This window comes from Chryseobacterium sp. 2P (assembly GCF_059579425.1).
The window spans coordinates 3,270,087-3,295,848 of the sequence record NZ_CM184194.1 but is presented as its reverse complement, the minus strand read 5'-3'; the positions used below and the strand labels follow the sequence as shown (position 1 = coordinate 3,295,848).

Sequence of the window (25,762 nt, the reverse complement as noted above, 5' to 3'; positions counted from 1 at the left end):
AGTTTAAATCTTTGACAAAGTTTCAAAATCAATTATTTAATTGAAAAAATAAATTGTAAATAGAATGAAGTATTTGAAAAAATACTTCATTTTTGCATTATGAATATGAAGAATGTATTATTACCGGCGTTTTATCTGCCGCCAATTTCTTGGTTTTCAGTGTTTTTAGATCCTGAAAATGAAATTGTATTTGAACAGTTTGAAAGTTTTCCGAAACAGACGTACAGAAACAGAGCTAATATTTTCGGAGCCAACGGAAAGTTATCATTAATCATTCCTATTGCTCATAACGGATGCAGAGAATTTAAGGATATTGAAATTTCTCACCGTGAAGACTGGAGGAATTTGCATTGGAAATCCATTAAAACCGCCTATCAAAGCTCTCCGTATTTTGAATTTTATGAAGATAAATTCAGAAAGATTTACGATCTGAAAGAAAAACATCTGTTGGATTTTAACCTTAAAACTCTTGAAATCGTTCAGCAGATCCTTAAAACAGAAAAGGCACACTCTTTGAATGAAGAATATATCAAATTTCCGGAAGAAATTAATTTCAGAGATCAATTTTCAGCCAAAATACCTTCAGAATACGAAATGGACGAATATTATCAAACGTTCTCTGATAAACGTGGTTTTTTGAAAGATTTATCAGTTTTGGACTTAATTTGTAACAAAGGACCGGAATCTTTGACTTATATTAAAAATATTAAATATTCATAGTAAATGAAAAAGGTATTATTAGCTGCTGTTTTTTTAGTAGGGATTGGTTTTTCTCAGGCGCAGGAAGCAAAAGATCCGATGCAGGATAAAGATCTTATGACGTGGTATCATAAAGATTTTGCTACAACGAAAGTTTATGGGGTAAATACAGAAAATGCCTATAAATTTTTAGAATCTAAAGGTCTTAAGCCAAAGACAGTTTTGGTAGGTGTGTTAGATAGCGGAGTTCAGGTGGATCACCCGGGATTGGTAAAAAACATCTGGACAAATCCTAATGAAGTGCCGAACAACGGAAAAGATGATGATGGTAACGGTTACATCGATGATATCCACGGATGGAACTTTATCGGGGGTAAAAATGGAGATATAGACATCGACAATATGGAGGTAACCAGAGTTGTTGTTAAATATAAACCTGTTTTCGAAGGAGATGATTCTACAAAAAACAAAGCAAACCAAGCTAAAATGCCTGAAGAATTTGCAATGTATATGAAAGCTAAAGACCTTTTCACTAAGAAAAGCGTTGAGGCAAAGCAGGGATTCAAGACCTATACTATGATTAATGAGGCAATTCCCGTAATGGTAAAACTACTGAACGGAAAACCTCTTACTCCTGAAAATGTTGCAGCAATAAAACCTGCAGATCAAAAAGAAGCAATGGCGGCGCAGGTTTTGGCGCAGGTTGCTCAAAGTCCTGAATTTAAAGGAAAATCGGCTGCAGAGTTTGAAAAAGCAATGAGCGGTCAGATTAAAGAAGCTTTAGACTATTTTGGTCCTCAGGAAAAGCAGTATGATCTTAATTACGATCCGAGAAAAGAAATCGTAGGAGATAACTATGACGATTATTCTGAGAAAAATTACGGAAACAATCATTACGAAGGTCCGGATGCAGAACACGGAACTCACGTAGCGGGAATTATTGCCGGTCTTCCGAACGGAAAAGAAATACAGTATGGAGTTGCTTCGAAAGTAGCGAAAATAATGTCTGTAAGAACCGTTCCGAATGGTGATGAAAGAGACAAAGACGTTGCCAACGCAATCAGATACGCAGTAGATAACGGAGCGAAAGTTTTAAACATGAGCTTCGGAAAGCCGGTTTCTCCGGGTAAAAATGTAGTTTGGAATGCATTTAAATATGCTCAGGATAAAGGAGTTCTTCTGGTAAAAGCTGCAGGAAATGAAAACGAAGATGTGGCAGAACATCTGGCTTATCCTACCAACTTTAAGAATGTAACCGATGAAAAACCATTTGTAAACAACGTATTGGTTGTAGGAGCAAGTACCAATAAAAATGATGCATTAAGAGCGAGTTTTTCCAACTTCAATAAGAAAATGGTAAACGTTTTTGCTCCGGGTGAAGAAATTTATTCTACCGTTCCTCATAATGAATATAAATACTTACAGGGAACTTCTATGGCTTCTCCGGTTGTAGCAGGAGCTGCAGCAGTTTTATTGGCTTATATGCCTAATTTAACACCTGTACAGATTATCGAATCTTTGGTGAAATCCAGCAACCCAAGTACAACAAATCAATTCGGAGATTTCTCTGAAGCAGGAGGAGTAATTGATCTTAAAAAAGCGGCAGAATATGCTTATACGCATTTTTACAACGGAAAAGCAGGCTCTTCAAAGAAGGCTGATAAATCCGTAAAAAAGACTGTTAAAAAATAGTATATCTTCCTGTATTTAAGGTAGAAACATATAAAGTCCGAAATTTTCGGACTTTTTTTATTGGTAATAATTAATTTTGGCACGGTTTTTTGTAACTTTATTGTAACAAAATAATAAACAACAAAATGAAAAAGTTACTACTTGCAGGGATGTTGGGAACATCGCTTTTTGCAGTGTCTTGTTCCACAGTGAATAATGCTAAAACAGCCCAAACACAAAGATCAGAATTTTTGAAAATGAAAGGCGACTGGCAGATCGTCAGTGTAAATTATGATAAAAAGTTCAAAGTAAAGCCATTCGATGACGGTGTAGATGCACAGTGTTTCGTAGGAAGCCACTGGAGACTGATTCCAAATAACTGGACAGGAGCGTATACATTAAACGGAGGAGGAACCTGCGGAACAGGATTTACACAGCCGATTAAGATTGATGTGGTAAGCGGAAATACATTTAATTTCAAAAAAATTGCTGACGGTACAAAAGCAAAGCAAAATACAGCAGGTTATACTTTGACGCTGACTAACCAGAATACAGACCAATTCTCATTGGAACAGAATATTCCTTTCGATGGAGAAAATGTAAGAGTAGTTTACAATTTCGAAAGAACAGGAATGAAATAATTTAACATAAAAAATATAAAAAGATGAAATTTACAAAAACATATATCGGAGCGTTATTTTTATCATCAGCTTTATTGCTTACAAGCTGTGAGGCTGTACAGAATTCCAACCATCAGCAGAGAGGGACAGCAGTAGGTGTTGCTTCCGGAGCTGTAATAGGCGGTATTTTGGGGAATAACGTAGGAAAAGGTAAAAATGCTGCTTTAGGAGCTGTTTTAGGAGGTATTATCGGTGGTGTTGCAGGTAACGTTATCGGTTCTAAAATGGATAAACAGGCAAGAGAAATTAAAGAAACTTTACCGGGAGCTCAGGTAGAAAGAGTAGGAGACGGTATCAAAATTACATTAAGTGAAAGCATCGTGAATTTCGATTTCAATTCTTCTGCTTTAACAAGTACTGCAAAAACAAACCTTGATAAACTGGCTCAGGTTTTAACGAACAACCCGGATACAAACATTAATATTTATGGGCATACAGACAGCAAAGGTTCAGATTCTTACAACATGAGTCTTTCTGAAAGAAGAGCCAATTCTGTAAAAGCTTATTTAGCGGGTAAAGGAATTTCTTCTAGCAGATTATTTGCTTTGGGAGAAGGAGAAAGTATGCCGGTTGCTACTAACGATACAGAAGAAGGAAGAGCTAAAAACAGAAGAGTGGAATTCGCTATTACCGCCAATGAAAAAATGATTAACGACGCACAGAACGGTCAATAATTATTTAACATATAAATATTTTCGTGAATAACCGCAATAGCGGTTATTTTTGTATTTTTATGGTGATATTTTTTGAAATTACTATTTTTGCATTTGAAACAACATAAATGAAGAAATATTTAAAGCTGCTCCGCGTGGAGCAATGGGTGAAGAACCTGTTTGTTTTTGTTCCTCTTTTCTTTTCGGGTAATATTAAAAATCTCGAACTACTCACAAAAAGCATCTTTGCTTTTATCATTTTTTCTTTGGCTGCAAGTGTCGTTTATATTCTGAATGATTATAACGATATTGAAGCAGATAAAAAACATCCCGAAAAAAGAAGAAGACCTTTGGCGAGCGGAGCCATTTCAAAATCTCAGGCGGTAGGAATTTTTACAGGACTTATTATTCTGGACATCGCACTGGTTTTCTTTGCCCAGATGTATTTTCATGAAAGTTTATGGAAATTTGCAACCATCGTAGGATTTTATTTTGTAATGAATCTTGCGTATACATTCAAATTAAAGCACGTTCCGATTATTGATATTTCTATCATTGCTGTGGGATTCGTTTTAAGAGTTTTATCGGGAGGCTACATTACGGGAATCAGCATTTCTCAATGGGCGATTTTACTCACCTTTGTGCTTGCGTTGGTATTAGCCATAGGAAAAAGGCGGGGAGAACTCATCAATGCGCAGGTTTCCGGAAAAACGCGAAGAGCATTAGACGGCTACAATGTACAGTTTGCAGATATTGCATTATCCATTTCCGTGACTCTGGCAATTGTCTGTTATCTGATGTTTACCCTGTCTCCTGAAGTTCAGGCAAGATTTCATTCAAGAGTATTTTATACGGTAATTTTTGTTGTTTTTGCTTTTTTAAGATACTTACAGCAGACATTGGTATACAACAGAACCGAATCTCCCACGAAGATTGTTTACAGAGACAGATACATTCAGATCACCTTGATATTGTGGGTTGCTGCATTTTTAATTCAAATCTACTTTAAAAAATGAAGCCGAATTTTGTACAAAAAGTGACCAACTGGGGTAATTTTCCCATAGTGGAAAAAGAAATGAAGTCTGAGGACAGCTTCAGAAAAATAAAAGAATTTGTTCAGAATCATAATGAAGTAATTGCTAGAGGAAACGGAAGATGTTATGGAGATTCTTCATTGGGAGAGCATATATTTTCAACCAAAAAATTAAATAAATTCATCAGTTTTGACCGTCTGAACGGAATTATCGAATGCGAATCGGGAGTCCTGCTTTCCGATGTGCTGGAAATTGCCGTTCCGCAGGGATATTTTTTATACGTAACACCGGGAACCAAATTTGTTTCTGTAGGAGGAGCCATTGCTTCTGACGTTCACGGTAAAAATCATCACGCTGAAGGATGCTTTTCGGAATATGTAATTGAATTTAAACTGATGATCGAAAACGGCGATATCATCAACTGTTCAAGAGAAGAAAATTCAGATAAATTCTGGGCAACTATCGGCGGAATGGGATTAACCGGGATTATTTTAACGGCAAAATTCAAGCTGAAAAATATTGAATCGGCATACATCCGTCAGGAAAGTATTAAAGCCGAAAATCTGGATGAGATCTTTAATCTGTTTGAAGAAAGCGAAAGCTGGACTTATACTGTAGCATGGATCGACTGCCTTCAGAAAGGTAAAAATATCGGAAGAAGTATCCTGATGAGAGGAGAACACGCTTTTCAGCACGAGCTGCCTCAGAAATTCAAAGAAAAACCATTGCGTTTAAAGAAAAAATTTGAGCCAACTGTTCCGTTTTATTTTCCCGGATTTGTCTTAAATGCTTTAACGGTAAAGATTTTCAATTATTTCTATTATAAAAAACAGTCTAAAAAGGAAGTTAAAAACTTTATCGATTATGAAACTTTCTTTTATCCTCTTGATTTCGTTCATGATTGGAATAAGATTTACGGAAAATCCGGCTTCATCCAATATCAGATGATGATTCCCAAAGAATCCGGAAAAGAAGGAATGAAAAAAATTCTGGAAACCATTGCCAACAGCGGAAACGGTTCTTTTTTAGCTGTTTTAAAGCTGTACGGAAAAGAAAATCCGGAAGCTTACAATTCCTTTCCGTTTGAAGGATATTCTTTAGCATTGGACTTCAAAGTGAATTCCAAACTGAAAAAACTGATTGACCAGCTGGATGATATCGTAGAGCAGTACAACGGTAAAATTTACCTTACCAAAGACAGCATGAGCAGATCTTCGCTCACCAATTATCTGAAAAATGTTCAGAGCTCAAAATTTGTGTCTTTGCAGCATAAAAGAATTTTAAATAATATTTAGCAAACATGATCGTTTTAGGAAGTACATCGGAAGTAGCACAGGCTTTTGTGGAAAAGGCATTGCAGGAAGGAGAGAGATTTGAAAAAATCTATCTTTTTACCTCCAGTAAAGAAACGACCGAAAGATTTGCCCGACATATTGATGTGAAATTTCTTCAGCAGTCCGAAGTGATAGAGCTTGACCTTATGAAAAGCATAGATTATAATCAGTTTGATGCTGTTAATTCAGGTTTGCTGTTCTGTGCGACAGGCTATTTGGGAGAAGGAACAGAAGAAGGATTGTATGACAACAAAAATACACAACGTATTATTGATATCAATTACGCTAAACTGGTTCCTGTGATGAATTATTTTGCGCAGAAATTTGAAAGCAGAAGATCCGGAACGATTATCGGACTTTCTTCTGTTGCCGGAGATCGCGGAAGACAGAGTAATTTTATTTACGGAAGTTCCAAAGCGGCTTTCACAGCCTATTTAAGTGGTTTGAGGAATTATCTTTTCGATAAAAAAGTTCACGTAATGACAGTGAAACCCGGATTTATGGCAACCAAAATGACTGAAGGCTTACCTTTGAATCCAAAACTTACCGCAACCCCGAAACAGGCAGCAGAATCTATTTTCAAGGCTTATAAAAAACAGAAAAACGTAGCCTATGTTTTGCCGATCTGGGGAATTATCATGATGATTATCCGCAATATTCCTGAATTTATATTTAAAAAATTAAAGCTTTAAAATTATTTTATTTAAAATATACTTTCGATCTTTACGTTAAAAGATAAATATTCTAAAATTGACTTACTTCAATGAAAAAACTGTACTGCTTCGATTTCGACGGAACACTTACGTATAAAGATACCATGTTTATGTATCTTAAATTCTACGATTCTACAAGATTTCGTCTGCAGTTTTTGAAGCATATTCCGCTTTTTGTTCTTTTAAAACTGAAACTTGCCGATACGGAAAAAGTGAAAAAAAGCTTTATCGGTTCCATTCTGAAAGGACAGACTCAGGAAAAAATCGAAAAAAAATCCAGACAGTTTTTTGAACATTATTATCCTAAAATCGTAAGGGAAAATGCCTTGGATTTTATTCAAAATATAGATCATAATAATACGTATAGTCTATTAGTTACCGCATCGTTAGACATCTGGGCAAAACCATTTGCAGAAGCTTTTAAAATGCAGCTCGTTTCCACCAGAGCCGAGTTCAGAAACGGAGTTTTTACCGGAAATTTTGTGGGAAAAAACTGTAACGGAGACGAAAAATTGGTAAGAATCCAGCAGGAAATCAGCAATCATAAATACGATAAAATTATTGCTTTTGGAGATACATCGGGAGATAAACCAATGTTGAATTGGGCAAATGAAGGACATTACCAATTTTTTCACTAATTTTGGGCAGTAAAATAAACAGATCGAAATAGAGTATTTTAAAACAATAACTCTACTGATTTTGTAGGATTTACAGATTGTACATATTCCACAGAAACTAATATTTTCAAAGTAAAAATGAATAAAGTATACCTTGATAACGCTGCAACAACTCCACTTTCGGAAGAAGTTATCGATGCAATGGTTGATACCATGAAAATGAATTTCGGAAATCCGTCCTCTACACACAGTTTTGGACAGGAAGCGAAAATTCTTATCGAAAACGTAAGGAGACAGGTTGCAGACTATCTTCATGTAACGCCCGCTGAAATTATTTTCACTTCCTGCGGTACAGAATCGAACAATATGATCATAAAATCGGCTGTTGAGCATCTCGGAATAGAACGTATCATCAGTTCCCCTCTTGAGCATAAGTGCGTTTCTGAGAGTATTCTGGACATGAAAAGCAGAAAAGGAGTAGAGGTAAACTACATCCGTCCCAATGAAAAAGGAGATATTGATCTTAATAAACTGGAAGAACTGTTAAAAGCTTCCGACAAGAAAACTCTGGTAAGCTTAATGCATGCCAATAACGAGATCGGAAATCTTATCGATATTAAAAAAGTGGCAGAACTCTGCAAGGCAAATAATGCGCTTTTCCATTCGGATACCGTTCAGACAATGGCTCACATGAATCTGGATTTTTCTGATATTAAGGTAGATTTTGCTTCTTGCAGTGCCCATAAATTTCACGGACCAAAAGGCGTTGGGTTTGCGTTTATAAGAAAATCAAGCGGTTTAAAAGGAATTATTACAGGAGGACCACAGGAAAGAAGCTTAAGAGCAGGAACAGAAAATGTAGCAGGAATTGTAGGACTGGGAAAAGCACTGGAAATTTCTTTAAAAAATCTTGAAACTTATACTAATCATATGCAGGAAATTAAAAGCTATGCCGTAGAAAGGCTTACAGCGGAAATTCCGGGCATTAAATTCAATGGAAGAAGTTCTGAGAAGGATGGTAGTCTTTACACGGTTTTAAGTGCTTTATTACCGTATAAAAATCCTCTAATCGGGCTACAGTTAGATATGAAAGGAATCGCGATTTCTCAGGGAAGTGCGTGTTCTTCTGGAGCGTCCAAACCTTCTATGGTGATGATGATGGTTTTATCTGAAGATGAAATGGATCACTGTACGCCGCTTCGTATTTCCTTCAGCCATTTAACGACTAAGGAAGATATTGATGCTTTGGCTACTGCTTTGAAAGAAATTTCTAAAGATTTTGTTATAGAAAATACAAATGTTGAGCATAGATAGTCTTATTACTCAAAAAGCGTAATTTTGATTATCCAATTAAGGAAATTATAAAAGAATAATATTAATTTAAATAAAAGAAACAAAAATGGCTTTAGAAATTACAGATAGCTCATTTCAGGAAACGGTTTTAAAATCAGATAAGCCGGTATTAGTAGACTTTTGGGCAGTATGGTGCGGACCTTGCAGAACGTTAGGACCAATCATCGAAGAAGTAGCAAGCGATTTCGAAGGAAAAGCAATAGTAGGGAAAGTAGACGTGGATAACAACCAGGATATTTCTATGCAGTACGGGATCAGAAATATTCCTACAGTTCTTATTTTTAAGAATGGAGAAGTGGTTGACAAATTAGTAGGAGTAGCTCCAAAAGAAGTGATCGCAGAGAAATTAAGCGCTCACTTGTAAAAAAATAAATTTGATAATGAACGCCTTCCGTTTTTGGAAGGCATTTTTTTTGAAATAAATTTGCAGGTAACGAAAAAAGTTGTACTTTTGCCATCACAAAAAAGAAACGAAGTTCTTTAGAAACAAAAACATGATCCGGTAGTTCAGCTGGTTAGAATGCCGCCCTGTCACGGCGGAGGTCGCGGGTTCGAGTCCCGTCCGGATCGCAAAAGTTTTTCAATTTACTTTTAAAACAAAATTTGATCCGGTAGTTCAGCTGGTTAGAATGCCGCCCTGTCACGGCGGAGGTCGCGGGTTCGAGTCCCGTCCGGATCGCAGAAGTTTTCTCAATTTCTTTTAAAAAAATTGATCCGGTAGTTCAGCTGGTTAGAATGCCGCCCTGTCACGGCGGAGGTCGCGGGTTCGAGTCCCGTCCGGATCGCAATGATTTATCAAATAAAATAAAGTGCTGTAAAAAGATATTTTTACAGCACTTTTGTTTTTGTCTATTTCCAGATGAAACCCAAAATCATGGTATGAAAGTTACCTATTCAGTGAATTGTTTAAAAGGAGAAACAGATCTCTGAATAGTAAGAAAATGAACTTTTTTCCTGATTTGTTTAGATTTCAACTTTCTTAAATGAATTTTATTATTTAATGAAAACTATTATTGAGGATCATGCATTCATATCCGTAATATTTTTATAATACAATACTATATTTTTAAGCTCTATCAGTGGAAGCTTACTCTCGCTGAGAGATGAGAATACCGCCAGATCAATCTGAAACCATGCACCATTGTTTACAGGTTTGTGCTGGTTATACCAGGTTTTTAGTGCATTAGAAAGACGACAAACAAACGGATCTGCTTCACTAAACGAAGGCTGGCATCCTCCGACAGGTATCTCATAATCTTTTGGTATTTCAAAAATGAATGGAGCGGCAAGCAAAACGGGTAATTCTATAGGAGGAAGAATATTTCCGGATGTACCTAATAATGGATAATTCCACGATACACTTAGTTTTAGCAATTGTTCTGCCAGTTCATCGTAGGTAAAGAAAGTGCTGAGGAAATTGGCCAACTGCTGTGCCAACGACAGATTGACTCCTGCTTCATTATTAATTTTAGCAATATCAAAAATATCATTACTGTTAAGCAAAGGAATCAGTTTATTAGAGAATCTTACCAATGGCGTACGGTAAATAAAGTTATTAACGGTAGGGTTGTACGGAACAAGGTCTTCATTACGAATAATGGAAATACCCGCCCAAGCATACTGGAATTGTAAGACATTCAGCGCATCTACATTAACGTTGCGGGACGGAATATTGAAAGATTTTTCCCATGACAGATAGGTTTTATCTGCCGCCTGATACCAATATGCATTAGGAATAGGAGTTCCGTTTTTATCAGTAGCATTCACTTTTGTATAGTTGTCAATAGTTACATAAGGCGTTTGGGGTAATTCAGCCTCAAATACATCTTTATTACCCCTGTAGAGCGACAGATCATCAGAAGACATATCCGCAGCAGGAACAATGGTTACGAGCAGACGGTTGTCAAAATCAGTATCATCTGTCTGTCGGATAATAAAGTCGTAAGCCCGTGCCGTAGAATTATCATCAGAATTATCGATTTGTAAACCATTGTACTCGCTCCATGCAATAGCAAGGTTATTTGTTAAACTCACCATTGTCTGCAGAGCATAATAGGCATTGGTAAGATTAGGATCAGTGCTGTCTGATTGTGCGGTAATCATCTTCAGGTAGCTGTTGAAATCATCTAATACCTGTGGCCATACAGTCACAAACTGAGCCAGATCACTGAAAAGATCACGTGCAGGACTTCCATACATTTTTGCAGAAAGAGCAGGCAAGGTATTGAATTCAATATCGGAGAATATTTTGTCCTGTGCTGCCTGATCTTCAGTATAGGAATACATAAAATTCCATTCGGATGCTTTGGCAAGGCGTGTTTCTGTATTATCTCCTGATACGGGAACACTTTTACCGGTCTGTGTAGTGAGAGTAGGCGGTGTAGGATAATTACGCAATACTACCGGAATATCCACGATACCTAAACTTTGCTGTAAAGATGCTGAAACAAGATTATCGCCACCAAGGCTGTTTACATCAGCAGGTATAATGAAGGTGAGCCAGTTGGAACCCTGATATCCATTGATACCGGCTACATCACTGATATCACATTCTACGTGGGTTACTACATAAGTCATATCCAGATCTACACTGGTAAATTCTTTTGCATTTTTAGTGGTAAAACTGAACGTAAGGAAGGAATCTGTGTCCGTTGCGTCTTTTTCGTTTAGCTGTATCTTGGATGTAGAAATACTATATTCTTTTGCATCACCGTCTGCTTTATTATTGATTACAGGTGTGCCATACAGTCGTGGTGGTGTTTTGTAGTTGCTGTCTGCTCTGAAGTCTGATTCAGCAGTTACTTCAAATTGAACCAGAGCATTTACGGTATAGGCATTGCCTAATTGGTTAAGCAATTGTTGCTCAAATTTTTCCCTTGCATTGCCGAGACTTGTGTTGTCACCTGTTTCCAACGAAACATACGGTGCCTTCAGTACAGATTCTACTTCTGAAGCTATGGCACCAGCAAGTGTGGTTTTAGCATTGGTAATAGCCTGTAAATAAGTGGTCGCTTCAATCCCCTGTGTAGCCAGCCATGTCTCTTCTTCATCTGCTTTTAATTGATCTACAAGGAAAGCAGGTATTGCATAGTCTGCACTCAGGAATACATCAATAGCATTAAGAGACTGTGCACCCCATGTATCCATATCTATGCCGGTAAACGTCTGTATTTCCCCTTTGCTGCAATCCAGACCCTGACCCGTGATATATTTGCATATAGGCACTCCGCTTTTAGAAACAAGGCTCGTTGCTAATGGTTTAGGAGCATAGAATACAGCATTCAGCAAGCTATAGGTATAGATGTTGATGCGATACTGGGAAAACTGTTTTTCAGTCAGTTTTTGTTGTAACGCAATATCGAACTGATCCCTGTTTTCATAAAAAGTGTCTACCAAAGAGCTGATAGCCGTGGTAACTTCTGCAGGAACGCCTTCAGCTGTAAGCTGTGTAATGGATTCTGTAGTCAGCTTATAAGTACCTGCCTGATTAACTTTCCAGTAAATACCCTGCCCGGATTTTAGCCCCATGCGTACTACGAATACTGCCTGATTATTCACACCGCCTGCTGTTGCAGCATTGGTACCAATGGCAATTTTCAGTTCATAATTACCGGCATTTAAGAAAGCAGCTTCGAATAAAGCAGCAAATTCGTTGAGGCTGTATTGAGGATCTGTCCCGTCCTTCACTGTTTTAGACATGGTTTTCGGCTTTACCTGAGTAAGAGCGCGGGTAACCAGATCACTATCTTTAAAATCTGTGTTAACGTATTTAAGGTCACGGTAAAAGTCGAGATTCACAGTGAGCTGAAGGATAGAGTGTGTATCTATATCCTCTATATTCACAGAACTTGTGATGGGACTAATTACAGGTGCTGTTGCTTCATTACCCTGACTGCGTGCGGATAGATAAGTATAAATATCTTTTACAAACTGCAGCACCTGGTTAAACTGTTCATCAGACAGATCAACAGTCTTGCCTGGTGTAAGGGAAGTGCTTAGTGTAATCGTTAAAGTATTCTTACCGTCTGCCGGATTTAATTGTGTTAACTGATAATATATATTGGTATAGGTTACAAGATCATTAGCGGCATTCTGTTTCCAGTCTTGCTGCTGATCTGCCGGTACATCAGGCAAATCATTATAACGCTGGATATTAAAGTTAAATTCTAGTTTAAGTTCAGGGTTATGATTGAGGTCAAGATCAAACAAATAACTTAACTCCACACTTGGCCATTTACCCAATCCTTTCAGCTCATCCACGTAGCCGGTTTGAATAGGTGGGTTGTTTACCGGAGTAGAGGGATCCATTTCCGGATCACTAAATGGAGTTACTGTTACATTACCATAATAATCTACCCAGTCAAAATGTACCTGTACCTGATGACCGATACCACGATACGGATTGTCTTCTTCCTGCGGATAGCCGGCAGGATAAGTCATAAATGGGTTCGTTTTAGCAAATTTGGCAATAGGCACAATCTGATTGTAATACCAGATCAGATCATCTTCAGTGTCATTATCGTCTGTTTTACCCAGTACGTCGTCTTGTGTTTGTGGTTTGGCAGGACCAGCAGGTAAGCCCACAACACTTTCACCGAACCAGCTGTTTTCTACGATCTGATAGCTTAAAAGATTGTACATATTGTTGAGATATACCTCTGCATAATCAGGATCAGTGATCTTCGGCTGATTTTCAGGATCCGGGTTCGGGTTGGTTCTGTTCAGGTCAAAACCTGCAGTACCTTGCTGAACGGCTGTTACTTTATGCATGATCTGATCATTGATAGTAAGCATGGTTGAGGTCATAAAAATATTGACTACATCTTTTGCAGCCCAAGCCATGGAAGCCATATCGATAAAATAATAGGCAGCTATGGTTTCAAATGTAAGACCCGCTTTACCCTCCGCACTGATGGTGTATTGCACCTGAGGCAACAGTATCAGCTGCCAGAGCGGAAGATTATTCCAGTCAGTAATATCTGGGTTGAGTTGTTGTATGGTACTTGCTTCCACATTATAATAAGCTGCAATTGAAGTCAGCGTATTTCCCGGTCCGCTGGCACCTATTTCACATACCAATCCATCAAATATAATAGTCGGAATATCATATTTTAAAGAATCATTTACAGTAGCCTTCGTGTTAAGTGTCACTTTTTTATTAAGATCTACCAGTTCTGCAGGTAATATATTGAAGCGTGCAGTTATTGCATCAATAGTATCTTCTGGCTTATTTACATAATAGGATAGTCCTTCCTGCATTTCGCTTTGCGCATATACCACACAAGAATTAGCATCAATTTTATCACCGGTTACTGCACAGTTCATGTAATCTGTAGGCTTATTATTGTACTGGCTGCTATAGGTAACAAGCAGGCGTACATTCGCATTATCTCCTTTTCCAAAAATACTGGAAGGAAATCCTATATTACCTTCAGTCTCATTATACATAAGATAATATCCTCCGGAACGGGTAATGCTGCATTCCCATAACATGCGTATGAAATCATAAATACTGTTCAGTATTCCTGTATCTGACTTTTTTTCTGTTACTTCCAAAGCCATCATTTTCATGGCAGCAGTGTCAGGATTTGTTTCTGTGGAAAGATTAGCCTGTACGATGAAGGTCTTCATGTGTTCCATACCTACTGACAATAATCCATCTGAGCCTTCATACAACCACTGTATATCGACTATTTTATCCAGATTGTTATTGGAAGATTTTGGATTTAATGCTAACAACAGTCTTTGCAGGATATTAGCACCGGCTTCGCTTGCACCTAATAATTCATAACTGTAAGCATTTACAGGAGCGGTGGAATCAGTATCAAGAAGTTTAAGTTCTATATCTATCATCGTACTCCATCCGTAATAGGAGGATGGCCAGTAGTCCATTACTCCTTTAGCTGCATCGTACTGACCGATCTGTATACTGAATTCAGAACCTGCTTGTTTAGGCAGTGCCAGCTGATTGAGCAGACCTGAAGGAAATTGCCAGATAAGTGGTGATACGCTGCTCTGACCGTCTGGTGACCCATAAGGCAGGTTTAATGCTCCGGAAGTTTGCCACTTTGTAGTTGTCTGGAAAGTATATTGTACAGGCTGAAGGTTGAAAGGCTTCATAGGTGCGAGCTCCAGAACGTCTGGCTTTATCCCTTTTGTCTGTGCATAATTAAGCAAGGTGCCAATTTGATTAATATCTTCAGGTGTCAGCTTTACATTTAATATATTTCCGCCTTCCTCATCCATTGATTTTCCGTTAAACTTAAGCCAGCTTAATGAATTGTTGATGAGCTGGATAGAGAAATCGGCAGGTATTGTAGCCGGAAGGGCAAACTCCTGACCGGTAAGGGAATATAGGGCACAATTATTTCCTGTACAGGGAGAACCTTGTGCAAGGGTAAGCCCCGGAAGATTCGTAGGCAGACGCATACCATGTAACTGATAACGAGATGCCATACCGGATAACTGTCCATAGGAGTTATTATCGGCAAAGTATTCCAGAATACTGCCTACAGTTAAATACTGCAGACCCGGAATATTGGCATTGGTAAATCCTTCTCCGTTGTAGAAAAAGTTATTTTGCTGCTGATTGGCATAGTTGGTAGCCAATAAGGCTGCTGTGGTATTGTATTTCTGTGCCAATGCATCAAGCGTGTCGGCGTTTACTGCATCGGTGAATTCAGCAGTAGTGTGGGTAAAAGGCTGAATTAATACCTGACCGAGAGGCTGCACTTGTTGTGCCTGTACTTGGATATTACCTGCAAGATCCTGTGGTGTAATCGTAGTTCCTTTTAATACAGAAATAGCTGCTGCCATACTGGTAAGGGTATCACCCGGTACGATTACATATTTTATACCGTCGTATTCAAAGCTGTTGCCTGCAATGAAAAGGCCTGAAGTGATCTGGTTCTGCATCAGTAAAGCCGCTGTATCAAGATGATTATAGATAACAGTAGCGATACTGCTAAAGGTATCTTCGCTTTTTGCGGTGTAAAGTGCCGCGCCAATAATCAGCCAGTTACCTGTTGTGAGCACTGCTGTACTCTGGAAATCTTTATCCGAAGCAAGATCATTTAGTGTGGTATTTAAACCTGCAGCAACTGTGTTAATGGTATCTGTAGATTGTACATTATATGCATTTCCATGATAAGTAATCGTTTGCGGAGCCAGTAATCCCGGAACGGCTGCATTTTCTGTGATTAACATTGAAGGTGTAATGGCATATATGGCAGCTAGCGAAGTAAAAGTATCACCTTCCAAAATATTGTACATTATGCCGGTAATGGCTATAGGATTTTTTCCATTAAGCGGATGTGTCTGGTTAGCTGTCGCAATATCCTGAACATTTACTTTATTGCCTGTTCCATCTACAGTAATGCTGTTTGCCCAGGTTACCATGGCCGACAAGCTATTACCATTGCTGATGCGGTAAGTAAAATTATCCATAGCATCAGATGCGTAACCTGCCAGTTGTTTCCCTATAAGTACAAAGTAGTCTTCAAATACAAAAGTAGACATACTCCATTGCTGAGGATCTTCCAAAGTCATAAATCTGGCGGCAGAAGATGTTTCTTCCTGTACCTTTACGGCAAGTTCATTAAACCATTTTTTTACTTCAGACAGGTATTCCTGTGTAGCCATATTATAGTTATTGAACTGGATGTCCAATGCAATATCTGGTACTTTCAGTTCAAGATCAAAAAACATTGGGAAAATTGCTGCGGCGGCAAGATCTTCTTGTAATAATTGTACATTTAATGCCTGAAAACTATTTTGAAGAAAGCTTAGCAGGTCATTGGTAGGAATAGGAAACGGATATTCTTCGCTTGAAAGGAATGTGATTAATGCATCAAGATCAGCTTTTGAAATACCTTCAGTTTCTACTTCTCCACGGGAAGACTTCGAAGGGGTATGATCAATGTAGTTCAGTATCAGCCAACGGAAAAAATCAGAGCATAGATATTCAAAGGAAGTTGTAGTTCCGCTACCGTCACCCGAAGGATCGGGAGCATCGATGAATAAAGTAGCTACATATTGTGCTGTCTGGTTCTGCAGATTTCCGTTTTCAGGTCCTGCTACTGTTAAATGGGGTACAAAATATAAATTAAGCACAGGGAGTTCAGAGTCATCTTCTACCAAAACGGAATGATAACTGATGGGCATATTGGGCGAACGGCGCATCACCATTATATCAGAGCCTGTCAGCTCCGTTATATCGAATGAATCCATTACTGCAAAAGAAACAGGTCTGGCGCCATCAAGTGGTGTTGCCTGTCGGGCAGGAGCAATACGAAATTCGGCTGCAGGTGAAGATATACGGGATGCAGCGTTTGGTGCCGAAAGATTATTATTCCAGGGAGCTTTGGCTGTCTGATCCGTGCCGATGGTAAGATCAAATCTAATTTTTGCTGTAAAAGTAAAATGAATGGTAATGGAGAAGATTCCTAGATTTAATTTAGCAGAAACCCTTACATCTACAGAAGCTACAATAGCCAATGGTATTTTATTATAAGCTTCAAAGGTTGCCTGTGCATATACCATTACGGTAATGTTTACACTTGCCGATATAATACCAAAGTCTATAGAACCGTATAATTTACCGATAATCCCTATAGTACCCTGAAGATAATAATAATATGAAGTTTCTACCTGTTCTTTATTGCTTTCCTGTAAAGTGCCGCTGTAAGGATAATAAGCTGCTATTACTCCTTCAATAACACCAAACATGGTAACGCTGAAGCCGGCGCTGAGTAAGCCATAGTTTACGCTATATCCTACACCTACCTGCAAGCCGATACCAAATACAATTACCGGATTAAAGTTTCCATAGTTGGTCTTAGGGACTTTATTGGTTGTAGCACTGCTGAGCTTTCCGAAATAGATTCCCCCTGAACCCATAGCCGGTATACCCGGAGGGACAATTGCCTGTACTGTAAATGATCGGGAGAAATCCATATTGTAAGGAAAGCCGATGTCTACCGTAAAATCACCATTGGTGTAAATTTCTATACCAATGGAAGGAAGAGTGATATTGACCGCACCAAACTGCAGATAACGTAAAGCATTAGGAAGGGTAAGATCCATTTGATATACGCCAATGGATTCAGAGATCTTTTTATACATGATCTCAAAATCCAGCCCTTCAAATACTTTGGCTTTTCCACCTGCCATAGCAATGCGCAGACCATAGAGATTGGGATCATTAAATACCACCTGCATATCGAGAGTCCAAACAGGCTTCTCTTTTGTTCCTGCATTCAATATCCCGAAATTGGTGGCGATGAGCCAGTTGCTGTCTTCATTGAATCTAAGCAGTGTGTTGCCGGAGCCCGATCCTATAGGAATGGTACCCGGTTTTGGTTCGGTAAAAGCTTCCTGCATAGCTTTTGTTACATCCTTGATAGAGTTGTACTGGGCAGGATTTACCAATTCTACATGCTGACCCATTGCCAGCAGACGCAAATCGAAATACTGTGTGCCTTGTCCCGGAACATCAGGCATTTTCTGAATGTCCTGTCCGCCTGTCTCTGGTTTAAATAAATTACTTTCGTTAATAGAAGGAACAACAGAATTCCCATCGAAAGTGATAAATACCCCTTTCTGATTTTTGGTAAGATTAATTCCATTGATATTGATGAATATAAGGTCTAATGTTTTAGGTAATTTGTAATTAACCTTAATATCTTTCGTGTCGAGGTTGTATGTAACCGAGAATCCATCCAGACTTATTTTGTTGAGTATATCCCATGGTGCATCGAGCTCAAATGTAGGGTTAAACAACATCTTCATAAAAGAGGTAATTAACCCGCCCAATGTCCAGTTTTTAATAGAGAAAACAATTGTACGGCTTTCTCCGGTTACATCATACATAGCGGTAAAGCCTTCCCAGGTAATAGCAAGCTGCTGATTGTTTTCGGCGAAATTATAGCTTATACCGACAGTAGCATTGAAGTATTCTAATGTTACACTTCCTAAAACACCACCGGAATATTTACCGGATGTAGAATCATTGCTCGCGGCTTCATATTTCAGCCAAAGATTGGCAATGATATTGATCTGCTGATCAATAATAGGAAAGGTAAAGATCCACTGCAATCCTCCTTTTACCTCGTAGCTGCTTTTTCCCGTTCCGCTGGGAATTGTGGCATCCAGTGAGAATTGAGTAATATTAAGACTATCTGGTAAAAAGCTTGTAGGCAGACTGATAGACTGGAATAATTGCTTAATGAGCTCTCCCAGATTTAAGTTACTGCTTTCCGGCATTGCAAGGCTTAAGTTCCATCCGTCCGATGAATTATAATTTACATCGGTATTAAGTTGTAATTTACCAATGGCAAACAATCCGGATACCTTTGCCGTAAATATACTTGGACCGGTACCGCTCGCGGGCGAAGAAGAAGTTAGCAGTAACGTACCATCCGTTACCGAAACGTTTGTAATGAAATTCAGATCAATATTAGCATTCGCGTAAAACTCGTAATATTTACTGTTAATATCCATATTAATCCCGAAAGCAGTAAACTCAACCAGTAAAAGATTATCTGGAATAGTAATGGCTCCTGCTGTAATGGCAGACAGTAAATTGTTGAAGGTAACAGATCCTGCAAAGGCAGCAGAAAGGGTTAGGTCTGAGGTAATTTCCACATCGAAACCGCCAACAAATATGGTTGGAAAAAAGTCTACGTGAGCACTGAAATATAAACTTTGTGAATTGGTAGTTCCAGGATTAATAATAACCCAATTAACATCAAACTGCTGAATAATAAAATTATCAAAAAGCGTCCAGGCTCCATTGGAGCCGATAAAAGAGGAAACGCTGGTAATAGTAAGCCCGTTGTTAAAATCCAGCCCCGTGTTAAATCCTTTGAATGCAATGCTGTTGAGGTACTGTTGTAAAGTAGGAGGAATATTCTGAAACCAATTTTGTCCAGCCATAAGACCGAACAGGATGAGAGGTGTGAGTGGTTTGTCTGGCTCAGAGTCTACATTCAGGGTAAAAGAAGAAGATTCATATTCTACAGCAGCACTAAAATTCAGTACAATAGAATTTCCGGCTGCCAACAGCAAACTAAAATAGAGGATAGGAGTTTGTACTTTTTGTGTTTCTCCTTCTGCTGGTGTTAAGCTGTCTGTAGGTTCATATTCCAGACGTAATGCTTCTCCTTCATCTTCCGGATCGGCTGTAATCGTTTCTTCTTCTGTTTTAATCTGAAATCCAACTCCGGGGTTACTGACATTGAGAAAACCTAATGATATTAAAGTTGCATCAATAGGCACAAATAAATTCATCTCGGGATAAATAATGTCTTCGTTATTAACCTGAGAGGGATCTATACTTCCTGCCAAAGCCAGATTGGTAGAAGGCGACCATGAAGTAAAAAAGTTTACGACAGGCTTAAGCCATTGGGTAAGGGTAATAAGCGATGCAAAGTTTTGCCCCTTCGTTAAAGATATATTTTTTTGCTTCCAGCTGAAAATGGCTGTGTTCTGAGTACTGAAAATGAAGGAAGGGGAGGTGTATGGAAGATTATCGAATACGCCGCCCGTCATGTATTGCCAGCTGGTGGCAAACTTCCAGTCGGACAGGTTAATTTGTATGGTAAACTGAACTTCATCCGCTTCGTTTGCTGTAATAATCAGCGTAACTGAAGTATTTACTTTTTCTACATTAAGTATTGCTGCCGTAGCATCGGAGATTGTTAATGTATTTCCTACAGGCTCAGGAATAGAAGTACCGGAAGTATCAATCAACAAAAATGAGCCATCCGGAAGTTGATAACTTTGAGACAGCAATTCATCCAGCCCAACTGGCGGAATTAAGCCTGAATCGGTAAAAGATGCTGCATTAATAGTAATATTACCGCTATTGGCAGCAGCCTGGCTTTTAAATGTAGTAACTAAATTGGATAAGCTCATAATAATAAAATGATTCTGTTAAACGTCCACAATTAATCCCATGTGGTCACTGGTACTGATGATTCTGCGGTAGTTATTCCAGCCAACAAAAGAAGTCAGCGCTCCTATATTTCCGGGAACAACACCGCCATGTCCTGTGGGTCCGGCTATAGGAAGAGGGAGTGCAGAAGGTAATCCTCCTCCATCTAATGCCATGGCAGAATTATAAATCAAACTCCCTTGTGGAGCTCCCGCTATAGCCGGCACATCTCTGTTGTATGGTGTTCCTGTAACTCTGTTGGCTATGGTAATGTTGGTTGCAGGACCAACAGCCGAACCTCCGCCATAACGTGTTAAAATATTGTCTACACTTGAGAATGTATCTTGTATTACATATTCATACCCCGGATAGCCGTTCGTTGCCCAGGGTCTGGCACTGTTATGAGACCTCAGCATGGTACAAACATATCCTTTGTCTGGCCATATGTTAGCGGTAGGATTAATCTGACGGGTATAGCCAACACCTGCTGGAAAAGCACCAAGTAAACGGTCGTAAGCAATGGGCTCAAAGTGAGTATTAAATAAATCTACATTAAAATCTCCTACAATAACTCCTACCTGATTGGCAGCAAGATCTGTAGTCATTTCAAGAATATTGGATAATTGGTTGGTTCCATCGGCAGCCTGCTGTTTTTTTGGTGAAGCATGGAAAGCTAACAATTTAATCATTTTGCCTGCTGCGCCTCCTGCTCCCGGTTCCCAGAAAGTAGTTAAGAAAGGAGTTCTGTTAAATGCATTAGGAAAGCCTAACACCGGAGCAACACCGCCAGCCAAAGGTCCGTGAAAAAGCCATTGTCCCGCAAGTTTCCTATATGGTACACCAGGGTTAATTGTGTTAAGTCCGGCAGGTGCATTGCCAGCAGGCAGAAGGTTTACCCAAGGAGGACCATAGTTAACGAGGTTTCCCAGTCCGATGTTAGCAACCGAATCAGATGGGTTGCCATCGCCCTGCCATCCCCATGGACCTGTAAATTGTACTCTGGCATGGTTATAAAATACAGAGATACCCTCCTGAACATTTCCTTGTCCCAGTCTTAGCGGGGGAATAAGCCGCCAGTCGTCACCCGGAAACCAGGTTCTCATTTGTTGTAGCAGAAATATGCTTCCATCAGCGCCGCCTGCAGAAATTAAAGTACCTGCAGCTCCGGCTCCGGTAGATGTTTCTACTACGACAAAAATATCGGGTTTGTTCTGAGTGATTGTCGTTCTTATCACTCGTTTTCTGTAGCTCGGTTGCGGAGGAATGATAAAAGATCCATCCCATCTCCTTTTAGCCCGGGGTGCGTCGATCTTGTTAATTGCGAATTGCCGTATGTTCCAGTAGAGTATTCTTGCCATGGTTGTTATTTTTTATGTACATATGATTTAAGGCAATTTATTCTGATTTATTATAAGCAGCGTACCAACCCAGACTTTTAGCGGTAGCACCCGGATTGGGATTACCGAACAATAGGAAATCCGTATTTCCTCCGGGAGGTAATTTCAAAATGCCCAGTAATTTCAAAGCAATGTTGGATAAGGTCAAAAGGTATGAGTTCTGGTCTTTTACGTATTGTAAACTCAGTTTATCAATAGATAATTTTAATACACCCTGTATGCTCATAAGTTTAGCATTACTGGAAGTACCGGGCAGCTTAATACCTACAAATGCATTGTAGCCGGGAGCCGCACTTTTAGATCCGGGGCTCCACGCAATCAGAAGACTGGCATTAAAACCTGCGCTGCTGGCAAGCTCTCCGGGTGAGCCCATATTAAGTGTCATCTGTAATCCGTACCAGTTACCAGCAAGTCCCGTGGCATTGATGCCGGGCAATGCAAGCTTTAAATACCCTTGTCCTGATGGAGCCGATTCTTCATTGCCACTCAAGAGCTTATTGATCTGTAAAGCAAAATTAGGATAAAGGCTATTCGGTCTGGCATTGCTTTGTGATGAATTGAAAGCAATCTGAGAGGCATCGAAAGCAAAAGTTGTAACTGAAGGCGTATTTAGATTAAATGACATATTTACATACAGGTTGCTGTAATTAAGCCCTTGTTGTAAAGTATCATTGTTTATTGTGATCCCAAAAGAAAAAGTATCAAGCGGATAATCTGTTTCCCCTTCGCCGGAAGCCGGAGCTATCATTGTATCGAAGTTAAGATAACCCCACATGGTAAACCTCGATTGTATATCGAGTGCTGCAGGATCGGTTGTGAGTGTGTTGAACTGTATTTTGGTAATTTCTACATTCGTAAGCAGATTACTGTCAAAGAAGAAAAGATTATCGTCTTTATTATCAAAAACATATACAGGAGTGCCATTATGATCCTGATAAGTGCCATTGAGTACCACGGTATTCAGACTGCCTGAACCGTAAGGATTGTTTGTATGAGTCACTTTATCAGAGAAGAGATTATTCATGGTAAGCTGTATCTTACTGGCAAAATCTTTGATGGCTGTATTTTCAAAGAGTACCTGTAGAAACAATACTTTAAAATCATAAGTAGCGCCTGCTGCAGGCTGTATCGGCTTATTAGGATCTAATCCCTGTGAGATTTGCTGGGCATATGCAGGATCAACATAATTTATCAACCCGAACAAAGAGCTTACTGGATCCATAGTTATCACACCGCTTGCATCTACACGGTTTACTTCTATTCCAAAGTGATGTGCATAGAAGTTTTTAAGGTTAATTCCACTGATTAGTCCTTTTAATTGTTGAGGGAATTCTTTTAGATCGATTGTTGCTTTAAGAGCCAGAATGCCATTCCAATTAGGATCATTGATAATGGAATGAAACTTCTGATAATATTCAAGCTGTCCGGAGGCAGGATTTAAGAGAGCAGCGTTATATGCATCTTCAGCTGCCTGTAAATAATCCTGAAGCCACGATGATACGGCAACCAGCTGGTTATAAGCAGCATTGGGATCAGTATTGTCTTTATCAATATTAAATGCATTAGCCTGAGACCATTCTTTAGGATTTTTTACCCGATCAATAATGCTGCCCTGACAGAATTTAAAAATTAAAACATTATTATAGTCGGCGTAAGTATTACTTGTTCCCACATTCAGATCAAAAGGCCAGTCTTCAATAGACATTTTATTGTTGAACACCGGTTGATTGCTTGAGCCACCGCCTGATGTATTCATCGTTGAGAATAAATTGCCTAAATATTGATTATTGGTCATTACCAGAAACTGCTGATTGGTAAGAAATGCGCTCTGCATTTGAGGCATCAGATTAATAAAACTGAGCTGATATTGCGGAGGTGTTGCTGGTATTTGCCCTTCGGGATTTAGATATTCAGGGGAACCATTATTTACGGTATTCTGCGCCAGATTTAGTAATCCCCAGCTGCCGTCATTATTTACATTGGCAACCATTCCCTGCGGTGTAGAAGAGGCAGTGTAAGACATTGCTTCCGCTTCTGCCATGCTTCTTTTTGCCAGACTCTTGCTGGAACGAGGTACGGTGAAGGCGGCTGATATCAATGCTTTTCTTTCTGCACTGAGCACCTTGGATTCAAATGTATTTATATCTTGTGAGCTTGAAGAAGATACAGTACTTATGCCAAGATAAGGCACCAATGGCACTGCAAAATTGTTGTCTTGCGGCATATCTACCGAAGGCTCATAAAACCCTAGAAATCCTGTGATGTTATTCGCAGATGACGCTATACCATGATCTTTGGCAAATAAAGAAGCTCCCTGAGGTTGTGAAGCATATTGCACATTGCCGGAAATTTGGGTAACAATATTAGCCCATGCTGTAAAATAGGTACTGTCGAGAGTGGGAGCATCTGTCCCCGGATTGGCAAGTGAAACTTCCTGTCCCGGAAAATTAGCGGCAAAGGCGGCCTGCTTTGAAATAAAGCGTATAGTATCGCCGGTAACAGCACCGTTATTATTTTTATAAGGAGTAAAGGTAATGATCTCAGTACCTGAAAGTCCGGGAAGCAAACTGTATTGCCCGTTTTCATCGGCAAAGGCAGCTTGTGATGCTTCTGGATCAAGATAAAAATCGCCTTCCGGTGAAAGGTAGTATGGCTCGAAGCCTGCTGCATCCTGTGGTGATATTACAAAACGTGCGCTGTAGTCTGTAGGAAATAAATTATTGACAGGTGCACCTGAATCTACCATGTTTACCAAAGGCCATAAAGTAAGAGGGTAGCCGGTATTGATAGCGTAATTACTGGGCAGGGAAGCAGATCTTTTCTGACCGCTAAGTGTATTGTAGATCTGACCAGTGATGGCAAAATAGGTATTCAGTCCGTTATCATTAGCTATATCGAGCAGATCGATTTCGGTCTGGGTAATTAAATAATCATTGCCATTGCCGGTTTTCAGCATAGGATAAGAGAAGCAGGAACGTGGTTTGCTGTTGCCGTAATAATATTTATTTTGTAAGCCATATGCTGTAAAGTCCAAATTCATATTAAGCCCCAATGAAAAACGAAAAGATCCTGTACCAGGACCGCTGAAAGGAATCGTAATGTCGCTGTTGAAGAGCGAACTGGTTCCAAGTACTTTATTCGCAAAGTTCATGTTAGGATTGCCAGGAGTCCAGATAAGCCGTAAAGCATCCGGAGTTGTTTCCGGCTGTAATGTCATAGTGGTATTGTTCAGTATGGTAAGCGTAGCAAAACCATTTCCGATGGTAGTGTTAAATGTCTGCCCTACTACAAAAGGTTTATTGGCTCCATATTGAGCAAAATTAATAACGGTTGTATTTTTATCAGAAGGTTTTTCATTAATGTTACTCAGCCATGCAACTGTAAGGTTGGCTGTTACGTTTTGACGAAACGTAAGCAGATAAGAACGATAGTTCTCTATAAAGGTCTTTGGATCGGCGGGAGCTGTTTTGGCAAAAAGAAAATAGACCTGTTGCTGTACTGCAGTCTGAAGGGTAATAGCAGGATCAGTATAAGCAGATCCTTCCGGTAGCAATAAAGCAGTCCAGTGTTGCCCTATTTGATTGTATATATACAGCGCAGGGTTTCCGGAGTTTTCATTGCTGAATATGATTTCTGTTTCGGATTGTGCCATAAGAATAATTGTTTTTTATCAAAA

General features: G+C 39.2%; 13 protein-coding genes and 3 tRNA genes. 13 read left to right on the top strand and 3 right to left on the bottom strand.

Annotated features, from left to right (window positions below; translation table 11 throughout):
* Positions 1-99 precede the first annotated feature (99 nt).
* From AC52CF_RS14930 to AC52CF_RS14870, 13 genes are all read left to right on the top strand, one after another.
* On the top strand, positions 100-720 hold the full coding sequence (locus AC52CF_RS14930; RefSeq protein ID WP_375181041.1) for a WbqC family protein: 621 nt from the start codon (positions 100-102) through the stop codon (positions 718-720).
* Positions 721-723: 3 nt separating this feature from the next.
* A complete protein-coding gene (locus tag AC52CF_RS14925; protein WP_214588992.1) occupies positions 724-2,391 on the top strand; it encodes a S8 family serine peptidase in 1,668 nt (555 codons plus the stop codon).
* Between the two features lie 125 nt (positions 2,392-2,516).
* Positions 2,517-3,011 carry a lipocalin family protein gene (locus AC52CF_RS14920; protein ID WP_214588993.1) on the top strand — a complete coding sequence of 165 codons (495 nt, stop codon included), beginning with the start codon at positions 2,517-2,519 and terminating at the stop codon, positions 3,009-3,011.
* Between the two features lie 23 nt (positions 3,012-3,034).
* Positions 3,035-3,724 carry a YiaD family glycine zipper/OmpA-like lipoprotein gene (locus tag AC52CF_RS14915; protein ID WP_214588994.1) on the top strand — a complete coding sequence of 230 codons (690 nt, stop codon included), beginning with the start codon at positions 3,035-3,037 and terminating at the stop codon, positions 3,722-3,724.
* A gap of 107 nt (positions 3,725-3,831) precedes the next feature.
* The gene (locus tag AC52CF_RS14910; RefSeq protein WP_214588995.1) at positions 3,832-4,719 is read left to right on the top strand and encodes a decaprenyl-phosphate phosphoribosyltransferase; all 888 of its coding nucleotides are present in this window, start codon (positions 3,832-3,834) and stop codon (positions 4,717-4,719) included.
* On the top strand, positions 4,716-6,032 hold the full coding sequence (locus tag AC52CF_RS14905) for an FAD-binding oxidoreductase (RefSeq protein ID WP_214588996.1): 1,317 nt from the start codon (positions 4,716-4,718) through the stop codon (positions 6,030-6,032). Before AC52CF_RS14910 ends, AC52CF_RS14905 begins: the two co-directional genes overlap by 4 nt.
* Before the next feature lie 5 nt (positions 6,033-6,037).
* Positions 6,038-6,763 carry an SDR family NAD(P)-dependent oxidoreductase gene (locus AC52CF_RS14900; protein ID WP_214588997.1) on the top strand — a complete coding sequence of 242 codons (726 nt, stop codon included), beginning with the start codon at positions 6,038-6,040 and terminating at the stop codon, positions 6,761-6,763.
* A gap of 71 nt (positions 6,764-6,834) precedes the next feature.
* A complete protein-coding gene (locus tag AC52CF_RS14895) occupies positions 6,835-7,422 on the top strand; it encodes an HAD family hydrolase (protein ID WP_496517327.1) in 588 nt (195 codons plus the stop codon).
* Between the two features lie 117 nt (positions 7,423-7,539).
* Positions 7,540-8,715 (top strand): cysteine desulfurase family protein, encoded by a 1,176-nt coding sequence (locus AC52CF_RS14890; protein WP_290266612.1) that lies wholly within the window; start codon positions 7,540-7,542, stop codon positions 8,713-8,715.
* 85 nt (positions 8,716-8,800) lie between these two features.
* Entirely contained in the window at positions 8,801-9,118 is a 318-nt protein-coding gene (gene trxA / locus AC52CF_RS14885; RefSeq protein WP_076392215.1) for a thioredoxin, read from the top strand.
* Positions 9,119-9,250: 132 nt separating this feature from the next.
* Positions 9,251-9,324: transfer RNA gene (locus AC52CF_RS14880), tRNA-Asp, on the top strand.
* Positions 9,325-9,359: 35 nt separating this feature from the next.
* Positions 9,360-9,433, top strand: a tRNA-Asp gene (locus AC52CF_RS14875).
* Between the two features lie 32 nt (positions 9,434-9,465).
* Positions 9,466-9,539 (top strand) — tRNA-Asp (locus AC52CF_RS14870).
* A gap of 235 nt (positions 9,540-9,774) precedes the next feature.
* On the opposite strand, the gene AC52CF_RS14865 is transcribed toward AC52CF_RS14870, so the two are convergent.
* The 3 genes from AC52CF_RS14865 to AC52CF_RS14855 are packed head-to-tail and all read right to left on the bottom strand — an operon-like array spanning position 9,775 to position 25,738.
* A complete protein-coding gene (locus tag AC52CF_RS14865) occupies positions 9,775-20,670 on the bottom strand; it encodes a LysM peptidoglycan-binding domain-containing protein (RefSeq protein WP_496517326.1) in 10,896 nt (3,631 codons plus the stop codon).
* An 18-nt stretch (positions 20,671-20,688) separates the two neighbouring features.
* Complete coding sequence (locus AC52CF_RS14860) at positions 20,689-22,047, bottom strand: hypothetical protein (protein WP_375181038.1); 1,359 nt, start codon at positions 22,045-22,047, stop codon at positions 20,689-20,691.
* A gap of 37 nt (positions 22,048-22,084) precedes the next feature.
* Positions 22,085-25,738, bottom strand: a complete 3,654-nt coding sequence (locus AC52CF_RS14855; protein WP_375181037.1) for a hypothetical protein — start codon at positions 25,736-25,738, stop codon at positions 22,085-22,087.
* Between the last annotated feature and the right edge of the window lie 24 nt (positions 25,739-25,762).